Consider the following 21335-nt stretch of genomic DNA (forward strand, 5'->3'; position numbering starts at 1 on the left):
CGCGCTTCCCCGCGCCCCTGAAAACAGGGGCTACGCCCCGTGTTTTCCAGGCCAGCAGGCCAGCAGGCCAGCAGGCCAGCAGCCCCGCAGCCCCGCCGCCTTCCAGGCCCGCCAGGGCCTGGCCCTTTAGGGGCGCGGGGAACTGCGCGAGAACCCCCACCGGACCCGCACCCGACAACGCAGCCCACTCACCCCCACCCCCACCCCCACCCCGAACGAACCCCAGCCAGAAAGCGCGCCGTATGCCCTCCCAGCCCCAGGACGACCGCACCCTCAGCCCGTACACCGGCTACACCCGCGCCCACTGGGAGGCGGCAGCGGACGCACTGCTCGCCGCCGTCGAGCCGTACGCGACCCCCGATGGGGCCCTCTGCGACCTCCCCGGCGACCGCACCAGCTGGTCGGGCCGCAGGTCGGACGGGCTGGAGGGATACGCCCGGACGCTGCTCCTCGCGGCCTTCCGTCGGGACGAGAACGCACTCGCCCGCTACGCCGACGGCCTGGCCGCCGGCGTATCGGGCGTCTGGCCCCGCATCGAGGACCGCGGCCAACCCCTCGTCGAGGCCGCCTCCATCGCCTTCGCCCTGCGCATCGCCCGGGACCTGCTCTGGGACCGCCTCGACGACGACGTCCGGCAGCGCACGGCCGCCTGGCTCGGCGACGCGCTCACCGCCGAACCCTGGCCCTGCAACTGGGAGTTGTTCCCGGTCACAGTCGGCGGCTTCCTCGAAGAGATCGGCCACGAACCGGAGTTGGCGCACAGGGTCATCGAACAGCGCCTCGACCGCATCGAGCAGTGGTACCTCGGCGACGGCTGGTACACCGACGGCGACGGCCGAAAGTTCGACTACTACAACGGCTGGGCCATGCACCTCTACCCGGTGCTGCACGCCTGGCTGGCCAAGGACGACCACCTCCTCGCCCGCTACGGCGACCGCCTCTCCGCCCATCTCGCCGACTACGCCCGCCTGTTCGGCGGCGACGGCGCCCCCCTGCACCAGGGCCGCTCCCTCACCTACCGCTTCGCGACGACGGTCCCCCTGTGGCTGGGCGCCCTCACCGGCCGTACGCCCCTGTCGCCGGGCGAGACGAGGCGGCTGGCGTCCGGTGCGCTGAAGTACTTCCTCGACCGGGGGGCCGTCGACGAGCGAGGTCTGTTGTCCCTCGGCTGGCACGGGCCCAACTCCGCCGTCCTGCAAGGCTATTCGGGCCCCGCCTCCCCGTACTGGGCCAGCAAGGGCTTCCTCGGACTGCTCCTGCCGCCGGACCACGAGGTGTGGACGGCGACGGAGGAGCCGGGCCCGGTGGAGCGGGAGGACGAGCTGCGCCCGGTCGGCCCGCCCAACTGGCTGCTGCAGTCCACACGTTCGGACGGCCTGGTCCGTCTCCACAACCACGGCAGCGAGGACGTCCGCTACGACCCGTTCTACACCCGGCTCGCGTACTCGACGGTGACGGAGCCCGTGGCCCTGGCGGAGCCGGCCGACACGTACGACAACAGCGTGATCGTCGGCGGCGACGCGAGCCGTACGGACATCGAGCCGCTGGGTGTCGGCGAGGGCTGGGCGGCGTCCCGCCACACGGCCGGGGGAGGGGCGCGGGTGACGAGCCTCGTGCTCGCGCGCGGGGCGGTGGAGGTGCGGGCCCATCTGGTGGCGGGCGCGGTGCCCGGCACGGCGGTACGGATCACGGGATGGGCGGGCGCGGACGGCGTACACGCGGAACTCCTCCCGGCGCACGGTCTGTCGTCGGACGCGGACGCGGACGCACCCGGGCTCGTCGGCGGTGTCGGCGAAGCGGCGACCCTCTTCGTGGCGCTCGCCCGGCTCACCGGTGAGCCGACGCCCCCGCCCCTCCCGGAGCTGGTCTCCGTGGAGGTGCGGGGGACGTACGAGGTGTCCGTGAACTGGGCCCACAGCCACGAGCGGGCCCAGTTCGTGTTCACGGCGTCAGACGGGCGATCCTCAGCGTCTTCGTGGTCGGTGACGCCCCGTTGAGGGCGGTCGTGTAGGACGGGGTGACGGGGGCGTACGCCCAGGTCAGCGTCCCGTCCTTCAGGACCGCGATGTCACCGCTGATCCGGGCGCCGACGACCTTGTCGGCGCCCTGGGGCTTGCCGTTCCAGTCGACGAGGCGGAAGTGGGTGCCCGTGAAGGTGCCGGTGCAGGTGCCGCTCGCGCACTTGGCGTTCTTCAGGGTCTCGTAGGAGACGAGGAGCCGGTTCTTGCCGTACGGGGCGACGCGCACGTTGACGTGTTCGGTGCCCTTGGCGGAGGTGAGGTAGACCGGCTTGCCCGAGGGCGTGCTGCGGTTCTTGAGGAACGCGATCGCGACCTGGTGGGTGCTGGTCTTCGGCTTGACCGTCCAGCCACGGCCGCTGGAGTCCTCGGGGTTCTTCTTGGCGGAGGCGGCGCCGCGCGAGGCGAAGGCGGTGGCGTAGCGGCCGGTGGAGGACTTCACGATCTCGCCGGTGCGGCCGGAGAAGGTGCCGCCGCAGTAGCCGGCCCAGCACTGCTCGCGCTGCACGACGGGGGCGTTGTCGGGAGCGGCTATGCCGGTGGACACGAACAGGCCCGACCGCCAGTCGTCGAAGCACAGGGAGGTGAAGTCGCCGGTCGTCTCGGCGCGCAGGGCTATGCCCTCGTTGTGGGAGCAGCCCCAGCCCCAGCCGCCGCCGAGCTTCTTGCCCTTGGGGCCCACGTACGCGAGCTTGTCGCCGAAGTGGCCGTCGGCGAAGCCGCCCGCGCCGTGCACGACGAAGTAGGCGCCGTACTTCTTGCCGTTCCAGGCGAGTTGGCCGTCGAGCAGCGGGGCCGTGTCGTTCGAGGAGGTGCCGGTGAGCTTGGTCCGCCAGGTCTGCTTGCCGTTCTGGTAGCGGATCAGCGCGGCGGCCGTCTCCTTCCACTTGTTGCTGTCGGCGACCCGGGTCAGCAGCGCGAACCCGTCGTTGTGCGCGACGAGCCCCCCGACCTCCCTTGTCCCCTTGACGACCGTGTCGGCCCCCGAGCGCTTCCCGGCCGCCGTCAGCGGGGTGACATGGATACCGTCCGAGGCGGGCCAGGCGACCCGCAGCGAGCCGTTCGGCGCCACGGCGGTCGCCGTCCGCGTCCACTCCCGGCTGTTGTTGTAGCCGGCCGAGAGGTACGGGAACTTCGCCGTGAGGCTCACCGTCGTGTTCGTGACGGTGAGATCACCGGCCGCGGCGGTGGGCGTGGGCGCGGCCCCGGCGGTCGCGTACCAGGCGCCGGCCAGCACGGACGCGGCCACGAGCGAGCCGATGACGGGCTTGCGCGCGAGGTGGCGACGGCGGTGTCTGGCCGGGGCGGGCGGTGCGGAGGGGGTGGGTGTTGCAGGTGTCATGTGCTGTGGTCGCCGCGCGGGGGCGAGAGGTTGCCACCTGGGCGAAAAATGTTTGAGATCTCAAGAGTGGCCCCCGTCCTCCCGGGGCCAGTGCGTCAGCGCCAGATGCAGTGCCTCGACGGCCTTGTCCCACGACCGCCGTACGTCCCGGGGGGCGCCGAAGCCGCCCCCGGCCTCCAGCGCGCAGAAACCGTGGAAGGTGCTGCGCAGCAGGCGTACGGCGTCCGTGAGGTCGGGCTCGTCGAGGCCGTACGCGCGGAGCATGCCGTAGGTGATCTCGGCGGTGCGGCGCAGGGCGGGGGAGTCGGTGACGAGGGCCTGGTCGACGGGGATCTGGGTGGCCGCGTACCGGCCGGGGTGTCTGAGGGCGTACGCCCGGTAGGCCCCGGCGAAGGCGGCGAGCGCGTCCTTGCCGGCCCGTCCGGCGACGGCCTCGGCGATGTCGTCGATCATCTCGCCGCCCGCCAGCAGCGCGACCCGTGTCCGCAGATCCTGGAGGTTTCTGACGTGCGAGTACAGACTCGCGTCCTTCACCCCGAAGTGCCGCGCCAGCGCGGACAGGGTGACCTTCTCGAACCCGATCTCGTCCGCGAGATCGGCCGCGGCCTCCACGACCCGGTCGACGGTGAGCCCGGCACGGGCCATGGAGACCACCTCTTCACCTCTGGGACCCCGGACGCCCAGGCTACCGCCCGGCGATCAAGGGCCCGGAGGCCGTGTGACGGTGGGACCGCAGGTCAGCGGATCGGCGCGTACAGCACGCCGAGCTTGTCGATCTCGCTGCCCGAGCGGCCGGTGAAGCCGACGATCTGCCAGCCGGAGGGGGCGGTGAAGGTCTTGGTCTCGGAGGTGGCGGTGCCGGAGGCGAGGGTGCGGCCCTTGTCCGTGCCGAAGGCGGCGGAGAAGATCCGGGTGTGGCCGTCCTTCTGGCCCTGGGTGAGCTTCACGGAGGTGAGGTGCTCGCCGGAGGCCAGGGTGAGGGAGGTCGCCGTGCCGCCCGTGCCGCCGTGGGTCAGCGTCGTACCGCCGTCGTGCGTGAGCGAGACCGCGTCGAGGCGGGAGGCGCCGCGCAGGGTCAGGGTGCGGGGCGAGACCGTCGAGGGGAGGTTGTCCGCGTCGTTGTACGCCGTGCCGTGGGGGCCGCCGAAGAAGTCACTGGCGCGCAGGCCCGAGTTGAGCTTCCAGGAGAAGTCGACCGTGTGCGGGAAGTGGTCGGAGAGGTTGCCGCCCGCCGAGTCGAGGAACTTGGCCCAGTCGTTGTTGTAGCGGTTCGCGGTCAGGTCGACCACGTTGCTGTCCCGGTAGAAGACCTTGTCGACGACCTCGCAGTCGTTGGTCGGGGCGGTCGTCGGGCAGAGCAGCGGGTCGGCGCCCAGGGCCGGGGCGACACCGCCCTTGACCAGCTGCACCCACGGGTCCGTGAGACCGTTCTCCGACACGAGCGAGCGGATGTTGTCGCCGGTGCGCGTGTAACGGGTGTTGGTGTCCCCCATGACGATCACCGCGTTGCCCGCCGAGTTCGCCTTGATGAACTCGGAGAGCTGGGTGACGTTGGCGCGGCGGGCGGCGAGGGCCGCGTCGTCGGAGTCGGCGTTGGTGTGCACGTTGTAGAGGTCGACGTAGACGCCGTCGTCGAGCCGCACCCGGGCCAGTGAGAAGCCCTTCGGGGTGAGGCAGTTGGTGCCGGTGCAGTCGTTCCACTTCACCCGCTCGAAGTCCTCGAACGCGTAGTCCGACAGCGTGTTGAGGCCGTCACCGAAGGGCACGCCACCGCTGGTCGCCGTGCGGTACGGGTGGTTGTCGCCCGCGTACAGCGCCGCGTGGTAGTTGAAGTCCTCCTGGACGTTCACGATGTCGTACGCCCCGAGGCGCGGCGAGATCAGCGGGGTGTTCGTCGCCGGTTTGCCGGAACTGAGCCCCTCCGGGAGGCCGGCGACGTTGTACGTCAGCACGTTGAACGTGCCGCTGGTGGCGGCCGCCGCGGGCGTCGCACCGGTGGTGGCGAGGCCGGTGACGGCCAGCGCGCCGGCGGCGACGGCGCCGAGCAGTCTTCTCGCGGAACGTCTGGGCTGCGTGGGACTCATGGGGCTCTCCGGGGGGCGGGGGGAAGATGAGCGATGCTCAGATTCGATGTCAATCAGTGTGACGTGCAAGGGCTGTTGGGGAAACAGTGAGGGACGTGGTGATCCGCCGTATCCAGGGCACCCGGCGGCCATCCCTTGATCGTTCGACGTTCATGTGCCCCCTCGATCCTCCACAGGCGGCGTGGTCGCGTCGCGAAGGCAGCCGCGTAGGCAGCGGCATCCGGGAGGCGTTTCATGGGGCACGGGCACGCGCACGGTCATCACCATCACGGGCACGACCACGGACATGACCACGACCACGGGCATGACCACGGGCATGACCACGGGGACGCGGCCGCCCCGCTCCCCGCCGCCTTCGACGCCTCCGTGCCCGACGAGGCGCTGAACCCCGAGCAGCGGTCGCGCCGCTCCCTGCTGCGCCGCGCGGGCCTGTTGGGCGCGGGCCTGACCGCCGCGAGCGTTCTGGGACAGGCGGCGGCGACCGCCCCGGCGTACGCGTCCTCGGGAGGCCGGCGCAAGGGCGGTTTCCTGTGGCTGGCGGGCGACCACCACATCCACACGCAGTACAGCAGCGACGGCAAGTACCGGGTCGTCGACCAGGTCCGCCAGGGCGCCAGGCACGGCATGGACTGGCTGGTCATCACCGACCACGGCAGCATGACGCACGCCAAGATCGGTGTCGAGAAGGTCAACCCGGACATCAAGGCCGCGCGCGCCGCGTACGAGGACACGCTCGTCTTCCAGGGCCTGGAGTGGAACATCCCGGGCGCCGAGCACGGCACCGTCTTCGTCCACCCGGGCAGGAACGAGGTCTCCGTCCTCAAGCAGTTCGAGACCGACTACGACGGCAGCGTGAAGGGCGCCTCCGACTCCACGCCCGCCAACGAGGCCCTCGCGGTCGCGGGTCTCGCCTTCCTCGGCGACCAGGTCCGGCGGCGCAAGGTCAAGGACGCCCTGATGCTCGCCAACCATCCGGCGCGGCGCGGTGTCGACTCCCCGCACGAGATCCGTGGCTGGCGCGACGCGACCGGCTCGGGCCGCCAGATAGCCGTCGGCTTCGAGGGCGCCCCCGGCCACCAGGCCGCCGGCATCCCCGCGCCGCTCGGCATGGCCCGCGCCCGCGGCATCTACGACAACAACCCCAGCGCCAACTCCTTCCCCGGCTACCCGCTGGAGAGCTACCGCACCTGGGGCGGCTTCGACTGGATGACCGCCACCGTCGGCGGCCTGTGGGACAGCCTCCTCGCCGAGGGCAAGCCCTGGTGGATCACCGCCAACTCGGACTCCCACCAGGTGTACACGGACACGGCCGTACGCGGCGGCCCGGACAGCGACTTCACCGCCAACGGCAAGCACACCGACCCCGTGTACGGCGGCAAGATAGACATCACCCAGGGCGACTACTGGCCCGGCCAGTACAGCCGCACCCACGTCGGCGCCGACGGCTTCTCCTACGCCGCCGTCATGGACGGCATCCGCGCCGGCCGCGTCTGGGTCGACCACGGCGGCCTCCTCAGCGGCCTCGACGTCCGCGTCTCCGGCGGCAGCCGCTGGGCCACCCTGGGCGGCGCCCTGCACGTCAGGAAGGGCACCAAGGTCACCCTGACCGTCGACGTGTCCCTGGCCGGCGGCCCCAACTGGGCGGGATTCGTCCCCGAGTTGGCCCGCGTGGACGTCATCCGGGGCGATGTGACCGGCACACCCGCCGACAAGGACACCTTCACCGCTCCGACGGCCAAGGTCGTGAAGTCGTACGAGGTGAACAAGTCCACCGGCACCGTCCGGCTCACCTACGACCTCGGCAAGGTCGACCGCCCGCTCTACGTCCGGCTGCGCGGCAGCGACGGCAACCGCTCGGCCGTCGGCGCGATGGGCGCGGCGGTCGACCCGGCGGGCCCCGCCATCGACGTCGTCGGTGACGCCGACCCGTGGCGCGACCTGTGGTTCTACTCCAACCCGGTGTGGGTCCTGCCCTCGTGACTCCGTACACCCTCACCGTGGACGCGGAGGTCAGGGATCTGCGCGCCGCCGATCACCTGCTCCACACGCTGGCCGCCGAACTCGCCCTACCCGAGGGCACGTTCGGGTGCACACACCTGGTGCGGGGCGACCGGCCACGGGTCGCCCTGTCCCTCGCGGTGCCGTCCGAGCCGCTCCTGAGCACCGTCCAGGAGCGGCTGGCGGCCCGTGACCACGAGGTGGCGCCCGGCACCCCGGACGCCATGGGCCGCGCCGTGATCTATCCCGGTGTCACGGCCCTGACCGGCACGCTGACGATCGCGGACGTCCTCGACCGCTCCGCGATCACCCGCGTCACCGTCCTGGGCACACCCGGCCGCCCGGCCCCGGACACCCCGCTGGTGACCCAGGACCACGTACGCCCGCACTGGCACGACGGCGAACTCGTCCTCACCACCATGCCCGCCGTGGGCGGCACCCTGGTCCCCTTCGAGGTACCGGAACCGACACCGTGCTGCGCGGACCACTGAAGCCCCGACCACACCCGTGCCCCGTCAGGGGCGCGGGCGTGAACTGGGGGCCGCCGGGCGCGTGAAGGTTGCCGTACGACACCCTTCACGCGCCCGTCGGATCAGCCGATCTCCGAGAACACGAACGAGAACTCCGTCGGTTCGGCCGGCAGGTGGTACTGCGGCAGCGGGCCGGGGCCGCAGGACTGGGAGCCGATGCCCATCAGGTCGTGGTCGAGGTTGACCCACACCGTGTCACCGGACTGAAGGTCCGTCAGATGTGCGGCGGCGTCCAGCTGTTCGGTGGTCCAGCGGCGGGCCGTGAACCAGAACTCCGGGTCGCCGTCGATGCGGAGTCCGCCCAGCTCCGCCCAACGGACGTCGGGGCGGGCGCCGTTCTCCTGGGGGCGGACGTACGGGGTCTGCATCTCGTCGACCGTGGAGTGGTAACGGCTCACCATGGAGGCCGACTTGGTGTCCGGGTAGCCCTCGCCGGGGCCGCCGCCGTACCACGTCACGTCGTTCGCCGACGAGAGCCCGAAGCGGATGCCGAGCCTCGGGAGCGGCACGGTCCAGTCACCCTCCGGCTCCACCGACACGGTCAGCTTCAGCCGGGTGTCGTCGGCGGTCCACCGGTAGGTCGCGCGCAGGCCGACCTCCCGGGCGGCCGGTGCCACCCGGGTCCGTACGGTCAGCGCGTCGGCGCCCAACTCGACCCCGTCCAGGCGGTGTCGCACGCGGTGCAGGCCGAGCTTCCGCCACAGGTCGCTGTAGCAGGTGTTGCCGTTCCACGCGCCCTCGTCGTTGTCGGTGGTCGCCCGCCACACGTCGAGGCGCAGTCCGGTCACGTCGAGGCCGCCGATGGTCTTGAGCGCGCCCGTGCGGACGTCGAAGGAGGCCGGGCCGAGATAGATCAACTTCTCGCTCGCCACAGGGTCGTCGCCAGGCGTCACGGTCGGCAACGGCCGTTCCACGACCGGGAGTTGGGCCCACGCCACCTGGTGGTCCTTCCTGCCCCACGCCGTGTCCTCGGCCAGCAGCGCCCGTACGGTCCACAGCGCCTCGCCCGCCGGTCCGCCGGCCGGCGGCTGCGGCAGCTTCACCTCGGCCGACTCACCGGGCCCCAGCGCGGGCACGGAGAGGGCGCCGGCCTCCAGCGTCTTGCCGTCCACCTGGTACGCCCACTCGAAGGCGAGCGAGGACAGGTCCGCGAAGTCGTACGCGTTGCGCACCCGGACCGTCCCGGCCGAGCCGTCGCCGTCGATACGGACGGGCTCGATGACCTTCTTGAACTCGATCAGGCCGGGGGAGGGTGTCCGGTCCGGGAAGATCAGGCCGTCGCAGACGAAGTTGGCGTCGTGCAGCTCCTCGCCGAAGTCGCCGCCGTAGGCGTAGCCCAGCTTCGGGTGCTTGACGCCGTGGTCGATCCACTCCCAGATGAAGCCGCCCTGGATGCGCTCGTGGGCCTCGAAGATGCGCTGGTAGTCGGCGATCCCGCCGGGGCCGTTGCCCATGGCGTGTCCGTACTCGCACAGGATGTAGGGGAGTTGGCGCCGCTTGTGGGTGCCGCCGTCCAGACGCTTGCCGATGCGTTCGGTCTCGGCGTGGTCGGCGTACATCCGGGAGTAGACGTCGGTGTCCCGGCAGTCCCAGTCGCCCTCGTAGTGCACGAGGCGCGAGCCGTCGCGGCCGTGGATCCACTCGGCCATGGCGGTCAGGCCCCGGCCGGTGCCGGCCTCGTTGCCGAGGGACCACATGACCACCGAGGGGTGGTTCTTGTCGCGCTCGACCATCCGGGCCGCGCGGTCCAGGAGGGCCGGGGTCCAGCGGTCGTCGTCGACGGGGTTGTCCCGCCAGTTCTGCTCGGTGAAGCCGTGGGTCTCCAGATCGCACTCGTCGATCACCCAGAGGCCGTACTCGTCGCACAGGTCGAGGAAGGCCGGGTGCGGCGGGTAGTGCGAAGTGCGTACGGCGTTGAGGTTGTGCCGCTTCATCAGCAGCACGTCCTCGCGCATGGTCTCCAGGTCGAGGGAGCGGCCCTTGACCGGGTGCCACTCGTGCCGGTTGACGCCCTTGAACAGGATCGCCCTGCCGTTGACCTTGAGGAGGCCGTCTTCGAGGACGACCGTACGGAACCCGATCCGCAGCGGGACCCGCTCGCCCCCGGTGACCAGCTCACCGTCGTACAGCCGGGGCGTCTCGGCGGTCCACGGCTCCACCGGGACCGTCACCGCCTCACCGGTCGCGACATCGATGTCCAGGGCGGGCACGAGGACCCGGCCGTCGACGTCGGAGTCGACACGCAGGGTCCCGGTACCGCCCACATGGTCGTAGGAGGCGTGCACGAAGAAGTCCAGGGCGCTGTCCGCCGGGCGGTGCAGCAGGGTGACGTCCCGGAAGATCCCGGGCAGCCACCACTGGTCCTGGTCCTCCAGATAGGAGCCCGCCGACCACTGGTGGACCCGGACGGCGAGGACGTTCCCCGCCGGCTTCAGCAGGTGCCCGACCGCGAACTCGTGCGGCAGCCGGGAGCCCTTGAACTCACCGATGTCCGTGCCGTTCAGCCACACCCGGGCGCAGGACTCCACACCGTCGAAACGGAGCACGGCGCCACCGTCCGCAGACCAGTCGCCCGGCAGGTCGAAGTACCGCAGATGGTCACCGGTCGGGTTCTCCGTCGGCACCCTCGGCGGGTCCACCGGGAACGGGTACAGGTGGTTGGTGTAGATCGGCGCCCCGAAGGCCCCGTCGCCCTGCAGCACCCAGTGGCCGGGGACGGCCACCCGGGCCCAGCCCCCGGCGTCGTACCCCTCGGCGGCGAACGAGTCGTCCTCCGCGTCGGCGGTCGGCGACAGCCGGAAGCTCCAGTCGCCGTTCAGCGACAGGGACCGGGCGTCGGAGGACGCGTACCAGGCGCGGGGCGGCAGGGCCCCGCGGCCCGGGGACACGTCCTCGACGTACTCGACGGACGATGTGGTCGTGCGGAAAGACATCGGTCTCCTTGCTGATTTCCTAGCCCTTGATGCCAGTCTGCGCGATGCCCTGCACCAGCCAGCGCTGGAGGAAGAGGAAGACGAACACCAGGGGCAGGATGGAAATGGCCGTGGCCATGAAGATCAGATGGAAGTTCACGGTCTGGCCGGTCATGTAGTTCGAGAGCGCGACCTGGACGGTCCACGCGCTCGGGTCCTGGCCGATGACCAGGGGCCACAGGAAGGAGTTCCATCCGCTGATGAACGTGATCGTCGCCATCGCGGCGAAGAAGTTCAGCGAGTTGGGTACGACGACCCGCCAGTACGCGCCCATGTAGCCGAGCCCGTCCACGCGCGCCGCCTCCTCCAGCTCCTTGGGGAACCCCAGGAAGTACTGCCGGAACAGGAAGCACGTGAAACCACTGAAGAGGCCCGGAATGATGAGACCCCGGTAGGTGTCGATCCAGCCGAGGGACGACACCAGCACGAAGCTGGGCACGAACGTCACGGCGGTCGGGACCATCAGGGTGCCCAGAACGGCGTAGAACACCTTGTTGGCGTGCTTGTACGGAATGCGGGCCAGGCCGTAGCCGGCCAGTGAGCAGACCAGCAGGGTGCCGACGGTGTGCAGGACGCCGACGACCGCCGAGTTCCACAGCGAGCGCGCGAAGTCGACCGACGGGTCGTCGAACGGCTCGCTGACGTTGCCCCACTGGATGTCGGTGGGGAACCACTTCCATTCCTCGCCCGTGATCTCCGGGTCCGTCATCAGCGCGTTGCGGACGATCAGATAGAACGGGATCAGGAAGAGGATCGCGGCGAGGCCGGTGGCGAGGTACAGCCCGGTCGAGCCGAGCACACTGCCGGTCCGGACGCGGCGCGGCTTGGCGGATACGTCGGTCCGGTCCATGTGTTCCGCCGGAGGTGTCGTGGTGGTGGTCACTTGGACTCCTCACCCCTTCCGAATCCCAGGAACTTGCCCTGGAGCAGGGTCACGAGGCAGATCAGTACGGTGAGGATCAGCGCGCCCGCGCTGCCCGCGCCGTAGTCCTGCGCGTCGCCGAGGGCCTTGTAGTACAGCTCGACCAGGGGCGGTCTGCCCCAGGTGGTCTTGTTCAGCAGGTTGAAGAACTCGTCGAAGGCCTGGTACGCCGCCACGAGCAGCAGCAGGATCACGGCGGTGGAGGTCGCCCGCAGCTGCGGCAGGGTGATGTGCCAGAACGTCTGCCAGCCAGGCTTGGCGCCGTCGATCGAGGCGGCCTCGTACAGCTCCGTGGGGATGTTCTGAAGGGCCGCGATGAAGAGGATCATGTAGAAGCCGGCCTGGAGCCACAGGCGAACGGTCAGGATGACCATCCAGTACCACGGCGGGTCGGGGCTGGCCAGCCACGCGGTGTTGTCGATGCCGAACAGGCCCAGGAAGGTGTTCGCGAGACCGAAGCGGACACCGTTGAAGATGGACATCTTCCAGACCAGCGAGGCGGCGACGTAGCTGACCGCCGTCGGCAGGAAGAACACCGAGCGGAAGAACGCCCGCATGAAGCGGAGCCGGTTCACCATCAGCGCCAGGCCCAGCGAGGTGCCCCAGGTCAGCGGCACGATGAAGACGGCGAAGATCGTGAAGGTGACGAGGGAGCGGATGAACTCCTCGTCGGTCAGCATCGTCACGTAGTTGTCGAGGCCGACGAACTCGCTCGGGGTGACCGTGAAGCGGGCCTCGAAGAACGACAGATACAGGCTCCACAGGATCGGCAGGTAGACGAAGACCGCCAGGCCGATCAGGAACGGCCCGGTGAAGAGCCAGAAGTTGAAGGTGGGGGAGCCCCGCAGCCCCCGCCGCGGCTTGGCCGGGGTGGCCTTGACCGGGGCGGGGCTGGAGACGCCGTCCTTGGTGATGGTCGACATGTCGTGAGTACCCGTCCGCCGGCCTATCCGAAGAGCTTCTTGAGTTCCTTGTTGACCTTGGCGTCGGCCTTCGTCAGTTCCTTGTCCGGGTCGCCGCCCTTGCGGACGGAGTTGGCGAGGACGTCCTCCAGGGCGGTGATGCTCGCCTGGGTCCAGCCGATGTTGTCGAAGTGGCCGAACTCGTTGAAGAGCTTGACGCCCTCAGCCGGCAGACCCGACTTCAGCTTGTCGGCGGATTCCGCGATCGAGGTGCGCGGCGGGATGTGGAAGCCGTAGGAGAGGGCCCAGTCCTCCTGGTACTCCTTCTGGTCGATCCACAGCCACTTCACGTACTCCTTGGTGGCTTCGAGGTTCTTGCCCTTGGCGTTGACGAACATCGACCAGCCGCCGTTGTAGACCGACTGCTTGCCGGCGCTGCCGACCTTCGGGAACGGGAAGATGCCGAGGTCGTCGCCGAGCGCCTCCTGCATCTGCGGCATCGCCCACATACCGCACCACTGCATGGCGGTCAGGCCCTGGTTGAGGGCGGACGGGTCCCAGAAGTCGGTCGGGGCGTCGAGCAGCAGGTCACCGCTGGTGAACAGCTTGCGCAGCTGCTTGAAGCCGTCGACGACCGCGTCCGTGTGGTAGGCGATCTGGTTCTTTTCGTCGAGGTGCTGTGCGCCCGCCGACCAGATCAACGGGTTGATCATCGAGTGGAGGGTGTTGCCGAGGTAGGCGCCCTTGACCTTGTCCGTGGTCAGCTTGGCGGCGGCCTCGGCCAGCTCCTCCAGCGTCGTCGGGACCTCGACACCGGCCTTCTCGAACAGCGAGGGGCGGTAGAAGAAGAACTGCGGGTCGTCGATCATCCGGATGCCGTAGATCTTGCCGTCGACCGTGTGCGACTGGATGTCGGCCTGGTTGAAGTCGTCCTTGACCGGGTCTATCAGGTCGGTCAGGTCCGCGACCTGCCCGCTCTCGATCATCTGCAGCTGCGGGTGGAACTCGAAGCAGTCGGGGGCCTTGTCCGTGAGCAGCGAGGCGAACAGCTTGCTCTCGAAGTTGGAGCCGGTGATCCACTGCGTGGTGACGTTGGTTTCCTTGTAGGCCTTCGCGTACTTCTTGATGGCCTGCTCGGTGCCCGCCTCGCCGTACGCGTGGAAGTACTGCGTGAGGCCGGGGCCCCCGCCGCTGCTACGACCGGTGTTGCCGCCGCACGCGGCCAGTCCCCCGGCGGCGGCCAGACCCAGCGCGGCCCGCAGGGCGGTACGGCGGTCGAAGTTGCTGTTCCTGAATGCCGACATGCTGACGTCCTTGTCTCGAGTACGGCTGCGGCTCTGCGCCCATGGCTCTGCGGCTCAGCGCCAGTTGGCTCAGTGGCTCAAAGGGACTTGCGGTGCGGGACGTTAACCTTCGGCTAAGGCTTCGGCAAGGGGTTGGACGAAGTCTGTTCGAAGCGTTGTATTCGGTTCGGTGTTCCGAACGTCCGTGCGGCGCGAAGGGGTTGGTGAGGGAAGACGAAAGGGGAAGGTGAGGGCCGCCGGGTCAGGGTCCGGCGGCCCTCGGCTCGTGGGGGTACTACCGCTTCGTCACGACGACGGCGCGGTACGGCTCCTGGCTGGGGTGCGGCTCCTCGGTGGGGCGGCACGTGTGCCCGGCCGCTGCCCCACGGACTGCAGCGCCCCTTCGAGCGCGAACGTCGCCGCGCCCAGGCACGCCGGGTCCGTGGGGATCAGGGAGAGCACGATCTCGGTGGCGGCCATCGGACGCGGCAGCGCGTGCCGGGCTACGGCCTCGCGCACCTCCGCGACCAGGGGCTCGCCGAGCGCGGCCGCGACCCAGCTGCTGAGCACGACCACTTCGGGGTTGAACAGATTGACCAGGTCGGCGACGGCCGCGCCGAGGTAGCGGGCGGTGTCCCGCACCACCTTGACCGCCACCGGGTCCTGCCGGGCCACCCCCTGGGCGAGCGCGGCGATGGTGGCCGTCTGGTCCTCGGGATGCAGCAGCGAACTGCGCGGACTCAGCTCCCGGAGGTTCAGCATGATCCCGGGGGCGCCCACATACGTCTCCACGCACCCGTGGTTGCCGCAGTGGCAGAGCCGGCCGTCGAGGACGATCGTCGTGTGGCCCCACTCCCCGGCGCTGTTGCTCACCCCCCGGTGCAGCCCGCCGTCCAGGACGAGCCCGGCGCCCACACCGGTCCCGAGGGTGACCACCACGGCGTCCCCCCGCCCGCGCGCGGCCCCGAACCACAGCTCGGCCACCGCGACCGCGCGCAGCGGATTGTCCAGGTACAGGGGATAGGCGATGTGCTCGGTCAGCAGGTCGAGCAGCGGCACGTCGTGCCAGTCCCAGTTGGGCGCGTACTCCGAGATACCGGTGGCCCGGTCGACCTGCCCCGGCACGCTCACCCCGACGCCGAGCACCCGGGCACCCTCGGTACCGGCCTGCGCCACCACCGAGCCGACGGCGGCGGCGACATGCCCGACCATCTGCTCGGGCAGCGTCTCCCCCGCCCGTACGTCCTCCTCGGCCCGCGCCAGGACGTTCAGCGCCAGGTCGAACAGTTCGACATGGACGTACGTCTCCGCGATGTCGACGCCGATCAACGCGCCCCCCGACGCGTTGACGGCCACCAGTCCACGGGGGCGGCCCCCCGCCGAGTCCTCGAACCCGACCTCGGTGATCATGCGGAGGTCGAGCAGTTCGCCGACGAGGGTGGCGACCGTGGCCAGACTGAGCCCGGTGGCCGCCGCCAGTTCCTGCCGGGAGGTGGGAGACTTGGCGATGATCTGGCGCAGCACCTCGTAGCGGTTCGCGGTGCGGATGTCGCGTGAGGTGCGCTTCGCCGACGACATGATCCCCTCGATCCCTCCAGGCCATGACGAGGCCTGTTGCCCCGGCGCCGCGCCAGGTTATGGGGCGGAGAGACTTTCGACAAGGGGTTAGGAAAGGGGGTTTACGAAGTCTCCCGACCGGCCCCGCGCCGTGGCCGGAGACCGACCGTGCGACGGGTCACCGGGCGGACCGGCGGCGGAGTCACCAGGTGAGGGCCGTATGAGGGCCGTAGGAGGGCCGTACGGGCCGGTCGCCCTCACGCGTCGAGCACCTCCCGGACGAAGGCGTTGCGGAACTTGCCCGCCGGGTCCAGCCCGTCCGCCACCCTGCGGAAATCACCCAGCCGGGGGTACAGCCGCCCCAGTTCGGCCGCCGGAACCGTGAACACCTTCCCCCAGTGCGGCCGCGCCTCGAACGGCGCGAGCACCTCCTCCACCCGCCGCACCACCGGCAGGACGGGCGCCGCGTCCGCGATCCATGTGAAGTGCAGCGCGACCGTGTCCCGGCCGTGCGCCGGGCTCAGCCACTGCGCGTCGGCGGCCACCGTCCGGACCTCGCAGACCTGAAGCACGGGCGCCACCGCGTGCCGGATCCCGTCGAGCGCGTGCAGCGCCTCCACGGCGGACGTCCGCGGCAGTAGATACTCCGACTGCAGTTCGTCCCCGCTGCTCGGCGTGAACTCGGCCCGGAAGTGCGGCAGCCGCTCGTGCCAAGGGCCGGGCACCCCGAACTGCTCGGTGCAGTTCACCGCCGGCATCCCCGGCACCGGATGCATCGCCCCGGTCGCGGGCGCGGCCCACGGGAAGTCCGCCTCGGCCCGGTCCGTACGCCGCTTGACCCACACCTGGTCGAAGCCCGAGTGGAGCCAGCGGGTGAACAGACTCACGCTGTACGCCGACGCCGACACCGCCGCGAAGTCCAGCCCGGCCAGGGGGAGTTCACCGAAGACCCGCTGGCTCACCCCGAAGGCCGGCTCCAGGTCGAGGGTGAGCGCGGTGACCACACCGAGGGCGCCGAGCGAGGTGACCGCCGCGCCGAAGCGGTCGTCGCCGCGCGACAGCGTCAGCGTCGTACCGTCCGCCGTGACCAGCTCCACCTCGCGCACGGCCGCCGCGAGCGGACCGTTCCCGTCGCCCGAGCCATGGGTACCGGTGGCCACCGAGCCCGCCACGGAGATGTGCGGGAGGGAGGCCATGTTGTGCAGGGCGAGACCCCGGTCGTGCACCGCGCGGGCCAGCTCCGCGTACCGGACACCGCCCCCGACCCGTACCGTACGGACCGCCGTGTCCACCTCGATCTCCGGCGCCAGCCCGGTCAGGGAGAGCAGGACGCCCTCGGGGCCGGGCTCCGCGATCTCGTTGAACGAGTGCCCGCTGCCCAGCACCCGCACCCGCTCGCTCCCCGCCACCAGGGCCCGCAGCGCGTCGACGGAGGGCGGCCGGTGCAGCTCCTTCGCGGTGTACGTGATGTTCCCGGCCCAGTTGGTGATGGTCTCGGTCGTCATACCTGATCTCCTCCGCCGCCCGTACCTGATGAGGGCCATCCTCTCCGCCCCGCGCTCCGTCCGGTTCATTGACCTCCCCACGAGCGCCCGCCTACCGTAGAGAGCGGTTACTACCGTCTGACCTCGCCCTCTCCCAGCCGGAAGGTTCTTCCTTGCCCGAGCGTCCGCGCGCCCTGTTCGCCATGACGGCCGAGAACGTTCCGCGGATCTTCCCGCCCGACGTGCTGGCCCGGCTGCGCGGGACCGTGGACATCGATCCCGCCCTGGTCGCCGAGGACTTCACCGGCCCCCGCGTACGGGAGGCGCTGGCCGAGACCGAGGTGCTGGTCACCGGCTGGGGCTGCCCCCGCATCGACGGGACCGTCCTCGACGCGGCGCCGAAACTCCGCGCGGTGCTGCACTCGGCGGGCTCGGTGAAGGGGTTCGTCGCCCCCGCCGTCTGGGAACGCGGGATCACCGTCTCCACGGCCGCCGCCGCCAACGCCGTGCCCGTCGCCGAGTACACGCTCGCCATGATCCTGCTCGCCGGCAAGGACATCCTCGGCCGCCGCGAGCGTCTGAGGACCGAACGCGTCTCGCCCGGCTGGGGGTTCGTCCCCGGCATCGGCAACCACGGCCGCCGCGTCGGAGTCGTCGGCGCCTCCCGCATCGGCCGCCGCGTCATCGAACTGCTGCGCCCCTTCGACCTCCGGGTGAGCCTCACCGACCCCTACGTCGACGAGGCAGGGGCCGCCGCCCTGGGCGTCCCCCTGCTGCCGCTCGACGACCTGCTGCGCACCTCCGACATCGTCACCGTGCACGCCCCGGACACCCCCGAGACCCACCGCCTGATCGACCGCCGTGCCCTCGCCCTCATGCCCGACGGGGCCGTCCTGATCAACACCGCGCGCGGCGCCCTCGTCGACCACGACGCCCTCGTCGACGAGCTGCGTGCCGGGCGCCTCTCCGCGATCCTCGACGTCACCGACCCCGAACCACTGCCCGCCGACTCCCCCCTCCTCGACCTCCCGAACGCCTTCGTCACCCCCCACCTGGCCGGTTCCCAGGGCAACGAGGTCGCCCGCCTCGGCCTCGCGGTCACGGAGGAGGCGGAACGGCTGGCCGCCGGGAGGGCGTTGGCGCACGCGCTGGACCGGGGGGTGCTGGAGCGGATGGCGTGAACGTCGGCCGAGGGAGGCCGGTGCGGGGGCGATCGGCGTACCGTTCTGAGTGTCGAGGTCGGAACGGAGTTCAGCATGGCCCACCCAACTCGCCAGGACACCGGGGGAATCGGGGCGCGCATCGCGGACGTGAGCGCCCTGCGCGGCTACTCCCTCAGAGAACTCGGACGCCGCGCCAACGTCTCCCCGTCCATGCTCTCCCGTGTCATCAACGGTCAACGCGAAGCCAGTCCGGCCGTCGTCTCCGCTGTCGCCCGCGCCCTGTCCGTCAGCATCTCGGTCCTGCACGGCCAGCCCTACGTCCACCAGCTCCAGTCGGACCAGCTCGACCGGCTGACCACGCCGATCAGCTCGGCCCTGGACGACTGGGACATCCCCCTCGGCGAGGACGACCCACCACCCCGGTCGCTCACCGACCTGAGCGCCACGGTGGCCGGGCTGGAACAACAGCGCGCCCGGGCCGAGTACATCGAGATCGCCCACGAACTCCCCGCGCTGCTCGCCGAGGTCAACGCCCATGTCCTCACCCAGCGTCCGGGACACGCCCTGGAGCAGGCCGCGTGGCTCCAGGCGGAGCTGTGCCGCACGGTGTACGTGGTCGGCCGTCAGATCGGGTTCCAGGATCTCGCCCGGCTGGCCCTGTCCCGGATGGCCGTCGCGGCTCCACGGTCCGGGGACCCCCGGCAGATCGCCATCGAGCGGTGGGACCGCGCGCAGCTGATGGCCGACGCGGCGCGCCACGACCGAGGGGTGCTCCTGGTCAAGCAGGCGCTCAAGGACCTCGACGACGACGGACAGCGGGCCACGAAGGCGGTCCGAGGCGCCCTGCACCTGAAGGGGGCGATCCTCTCCAGCCGCCGGGGCGATGCCGGCGGTGCGGACGACTGGCTGGAGGCGGCCGGGGAGATCGCCGAGGAGACGGGGGAGACCCGCGACTACGGACTCGTGTTCGGCCCCGTCAACGTCGTGATCCACGGCATGTCGGCGTCCAGCGACCGCGACCGCCACGCCCGCGCCCTGGAGAAGGCCCGCAAGGTACGCCTGCCGGACGACTACCCGAAGGCCCGCGCCGGCCACTACTGGGTGGACCGGGCCCGCGCCGAGACCTGGACGGCGAAGCACGGCGACGCCTTCACCTCGCTGGCGAAGGCACGGCACGTGGCGCCCCAGCAGACCCGGTACCACCCGGGCGTGCACGAGACGGTGTCCACGCTGCTGCGGGCGCGGGCGAAGGCACCGGGGGAGTTGCTGGAGTTCGCGGGCTGGTGTGGCGTATAGCCCGAGGCGACCTGTCCCGGGTGTCGGACCACGACGTCGAGATCCGCAACCACCACCGGCCGCCGCGCCGCAAGCGGAGGAAGGCGTGAGCGGGGGTGAGCCGGGGCGGCGTGTTCCCTGCCGGCTACTGCCGCTCGTGGTGCCGGACCATCTGCCCGGCGAGACGGAGTACGGCGCCTTCATCGACCACATGACCGGCTGTGCCGACTGCGGGTACGGACAGGTCCAGTGCGAGCGGGCCACCGGGCTGTGGCAGGCGTACAAGCAGGCCAGGCGGTCCAGGTCCGTGCGGGAATGAAACGCCCAGCCGGGGACCCGGCGGTGTCCTCGTACCGTCGGAGGCTTACCGTGAGGAGTCGAGCGCGCGGGCGACCCCCGTGCGACGTCGGGAGCGAGGAGAACGGGATGGGCAGCCGCACCGCACTGGTGGAGGACCTGATGGAGAGGTTCCCGCATGTGCCACGGGAGGCCGTCTTCAAGGAGGACCTGCTCAGGGGTGGTGTGGCCTTCGACGCCTCCGCGCTGAGCGACAACGAGAAGGGCGAGGTCAAGCCGAAGTCGTACTTCATCTTCTCCTTCGACCACGGCACCCTCCCCGAGCTGGGCGAGGCAGCGCTGCGCCGCCCGCCGGAGGAGATCATCCTCACCGGCGGCCCGTACGACCTGCGGCGCACGGTCGTCTCCGTACGGGTCAACCCGTCCTCGCCCTACCGGGTGGCCTCCGACGAGGACGGCCTCCTCGGCCTGTACCTCGACGGCAAGCGCATCGCGGACGTCGGCGTCCCGCCCATGCCCGAGTACTACAAGCACACCCTCTCCAACGGGAAGTCCGTGATGGAGGTGGCCCCGACCATCCAGTGGGGCTACCTCATCTATCTGACCGTCTTCCGCGTCTGCCAGTACTTCGGCGCGAAGGAGGAGTGCCAGTACTGCGACATCAACCACAACTGGCGCCAGCACAAGGCGGCGGGCCGGCCTTACACGGGCGTGAAGGACGTCGACGAGGTCCTCGAAGCGCTGGAGATCATCGACCGGTACGACACGGCGAAGACATCCACCGCGTACACGCTCACCGGCGGCGCCATCACCAAGACGGTCTCGGGCCGCGACGAGGCCGACTTCTACGGCCACTACGCCAAGGCCATCGAGGAGCGCTTCCCGGACCGCTGGATCGGCAAGGTCGTCGCACAGGCGCTGCCGCTGGACGACGTCAAGCGCTTCCACGACTACGGCGTGAAGATCTACCACCCGAACTACGAGGTGTGGGACGAGTACCTCTTCAAGATGTACTGCCCGGGCAAGGAGCGCTATGTCGGCCGCGACGAGTGGCACAAGCGGATCCTGGACTCGGCGGGCGTCTTCGGCGCGCGCAATGTGATCCCCAACTTCGTGGCGGGCGTGGAGATGGCCGAGCCCTTCGGGTTCAAGACGGTCGACGAGGCCATCGCGTCGACCACCGAGGGCCTGCGGTTCTTCATGTCGCAGGGCATCACGCCCCGCTTCACCACCTGGTGCCCCGAGCCCACGACCCCGCTCGGCAAGGCCAACCCGCAGGGCGCGCCGCTGGAGTACCACATCAGGCTGTTGCAGGCCTATCGCGCCACGATGGAGGAGTTCGGGCTCGCCTCGCCGCCCGGATACGGCCCGCCCGGACCCGGCAACGCCGTCTTCTCCGTCAGCTCCTTCATGGACAGCCTCCCGGCCGCCGAGGAGAGCACCGAAGGGACCGCCGAGGAGGTTTCGGTTCAGTAACTCCTGTGACGGTTGAGTCGATCGGGGTCGGC

The 21335-nt window shown here is 70.6% G+C and carries 16 protein-coding genes; 7 read left to right on the forward strand and 9 right to left on the reverse strand.

The features are described from left to right. Window positions 1-242 precede the first annotated feature (242 nt). Window positions 243-1997, forward strand: coding sequence for a DUF2264 domain-containing protein (locus ABT147_RS04535; RefSeq protein WP_351402654.1), 1755 nt, complete (start codon window positions 243-245; stop codon window positions 1995-1997). On the opposite strand, the gene ABT147_RS04540 is transcribed toward ABT147_RS04535, so the two are convergent. The 3 genes from ABT147_RS04540 to ABT147_RS04550 all read right to left on the reverse strand — a co-directional run bounded on the left by ABT147_RS04540 (window position 1942) and on the right by ABT147_RS04550 (window position 5444). Then, window positions 1942-3360: a hypothetical protein gene (locus ABT147_RS04540; RefSeq protein ID WP_351402655.1), complete on the reverse strand. Its 1419-nt coding sequence runs from the start codon at window positions 3358-3360 to the stop codon at window positions 1942-1944. The two genes, ABT147_RS04535 and ABT147_RS04540, sit on opposite strands and share 56 nt — an antisense overlap. 60 nt (window positions 3361-3420) lie before the next feature. After that, window positions 3421-4005, reverse strand: a complete 585-nt coding sequence (locus tag ABT147_RS04545; protein ID WP_351402656.1) for a TetR/AcrR family transcriptional regulator — start codon at window positions 4003-4005, stop codon at window positions 3421-3423. Window positions 4006-4097: 92 nt separating this feature from the next. After that, the gene (locus ABT147_RS04550; RefSeq protein WP_351402657.1) at window positions 4098-5444 is read right to left on the reverse strand and encodes a jacalin-like lectin; all 1347 of its coding nucleotides are present in this window, start codon (window positions 5442-5444) and stop codon (window positions 4098-4100) included. A 234-nt stretch (window positions 5445-5678) separates the two neighbouring features. Between ABT147_RS04550 and ABT147_RS04555 the strand changes: the two genes are divergently transcribed. After that, window positions 5679-7424 (forward strand): PHP domain-containing protein, encoded by a 1746-nt coding sequence (locus ABT147_RS04555; protein ID WP_351402658.1) that lies wholly within the window; start codon window positions 5679-5681, stop codon window positions 7422-7424. Beyond that, window positions 7421-7933, forward strand: coding sequence for a hypothetical protein (locus ABT147_RS04560; protein WP_351402659.1), 513 nt, complete (start codon window positions 7421-7423; stop codon window positions 7931-7933). The genes ABT147_RS04555 and ABT147_RS04560 overlap by 4 nt, the downstream gene beginning before the upstream one ends. 101 nt (window positions 7934-8034) lie before the next feature. Here ABT147_RS04560 and ABT147_RS04565 read toward each other — a convergent pair whose 3' ends face one another. The 6 genes from ABT147_RS04565 to ABT147_RS04590 all read right to left on the reverse strand — a co-directional run bounded on the left by ABT147_RS04565 (window position 8035) and on the right by ABT147_RS04590 (window position 17113). After that, complete coding sequence (locus ABT147_RS04565; RefSeq protein ID WP_351402660.1) at window positions 8035-10905, reverse strand: glycoside hydrolase family 2 TIM barrel-domain containing protein; 2871 nt, start codon at window positions 10903-10905, stop codon at window positions 8035-8037. Between the two features lie 19 nt (window positions 10906-10924). Next, entirely contained in the window at window positions 10925-11794 is an 870-nt protein-coding gene (locus tag ABT147_RS04570) for a carbohydrate ABC transporter permease (RefSeq protein WP_351402720.1), read from the reverse strand. A gap of 29 nt (window positions 11795-11823) precedes the next feature. Next, on the reverse strand, window positions 11824-12789 hold the full coding sequence (locus tag ABT147_RS04575; RefSeq protein WP_351402661.1) for a carbohydrate ABC transporter permease: 966 nt from the start codon (window positions 12787-12789) through the stop codon (window positions 11824-11826). Between the two features lie 23 nt (window positions 12790-12812). Continuing rightward, complete coding sequence (locus ABT147_RS04580) at window positions 12813-14072, reverse strand: ABC transporter substrate-binding protein (protein ID WP_351402662.1); 1260 nt, start codon at window positions 14070-14072, stop codon at window positions 12813-12815. Between the two features lie 285 nt (window positions 14073-14357). After that, entirely contained in the window at window positions 14358-15629 is a 1272-nt protein-coding gene (locus tag ABT147_RS04585; protein ID WP_351402663.1) for an ROK family transcriptional regulator, read from the reverse strand. A 236-nt stretch (window positions 15630-15865) separates the two neighbouring features. After that, window positions 15866-17113 (reverse strand): D-arabinono-1,4-lactone oxidase, encoded by a 1248-nt coding sequence (locus ABT147_RS04590; RefSeq protein ID WP_351402664.1) that lies wholly within the window; start codon window positions 17111-17113, stop codon window positions 15866-15868. Window positions 17114-17265: 152 nt separating this feature from the next. On the opposite strand from ABT147_RS04590, the gene ABT147_RS04595 reads away from it, so the two are divergent. The 4 genes from ABT147_RS04595 to ABT147_RS04610 all read left to right on the forward strand — a co-directional run bounded on the left by ABT147_RS04595 (window position 17266) and on the right by ABT147_RS04610 (window position 21303). Further along, the gene (locus ABT147_RS04595; RefSeq protein WP_351402665.1) at window positions 17266-18273 is read left to right on the forward strand and encodes a hydroxyacid dehydrogenase; all 1008 of its coding nucleotides are present in this window, start codon (window positions 17266-17268) and stop codon (window positions 18271-18273) included. Between the two features lie 75 nt (window positions 18274-18348). Further along, a complete protein-coding gene (locus ABT147_RS04600; protein WP_351402666.1) occupies window positions 18349-19551 on the forward strand; it encodes a helix-turn-helix domain-containing protein in 1203 nt (400 codons plus the stop codon). An 85-nt stretch (window positions 19552-19636) separates the two neighbouring features. Then, window positions 19637-19849: a hypothetical protein gene (locus ABT147_RS04605; protein ID WP_351402667.1), complete on the forward strand. Its 213-nt coding sequence runs from the start codon at window positions 19637-19639 to the stop codon at window positions 19847-19849. 107 nt (window positions 19850-19956) lie between these two features. After that, window positions 19957-21303: a radical SAM protein gene (locus tag ABT147_RS04610; RefSeq protein ID WP_351402668.1), complete on the forward strand. Its 1347-nt coding sequence runs from the start codon at window positions 19957-19959 to the stop codon at window positions 21301-21303. Window positions 21304-21335 lie beyond the last annotated feature (32 nt).

The organism is Streptomyces sp. NPDC001868 (assembly GCF_040297125.1).
In the GTDB taxonomy this organism is placed as follows: Bacteria; Actinomycetota; Actinomycetes; order Streptomycetales; family Streptomycetaceae; genus Streptomyces.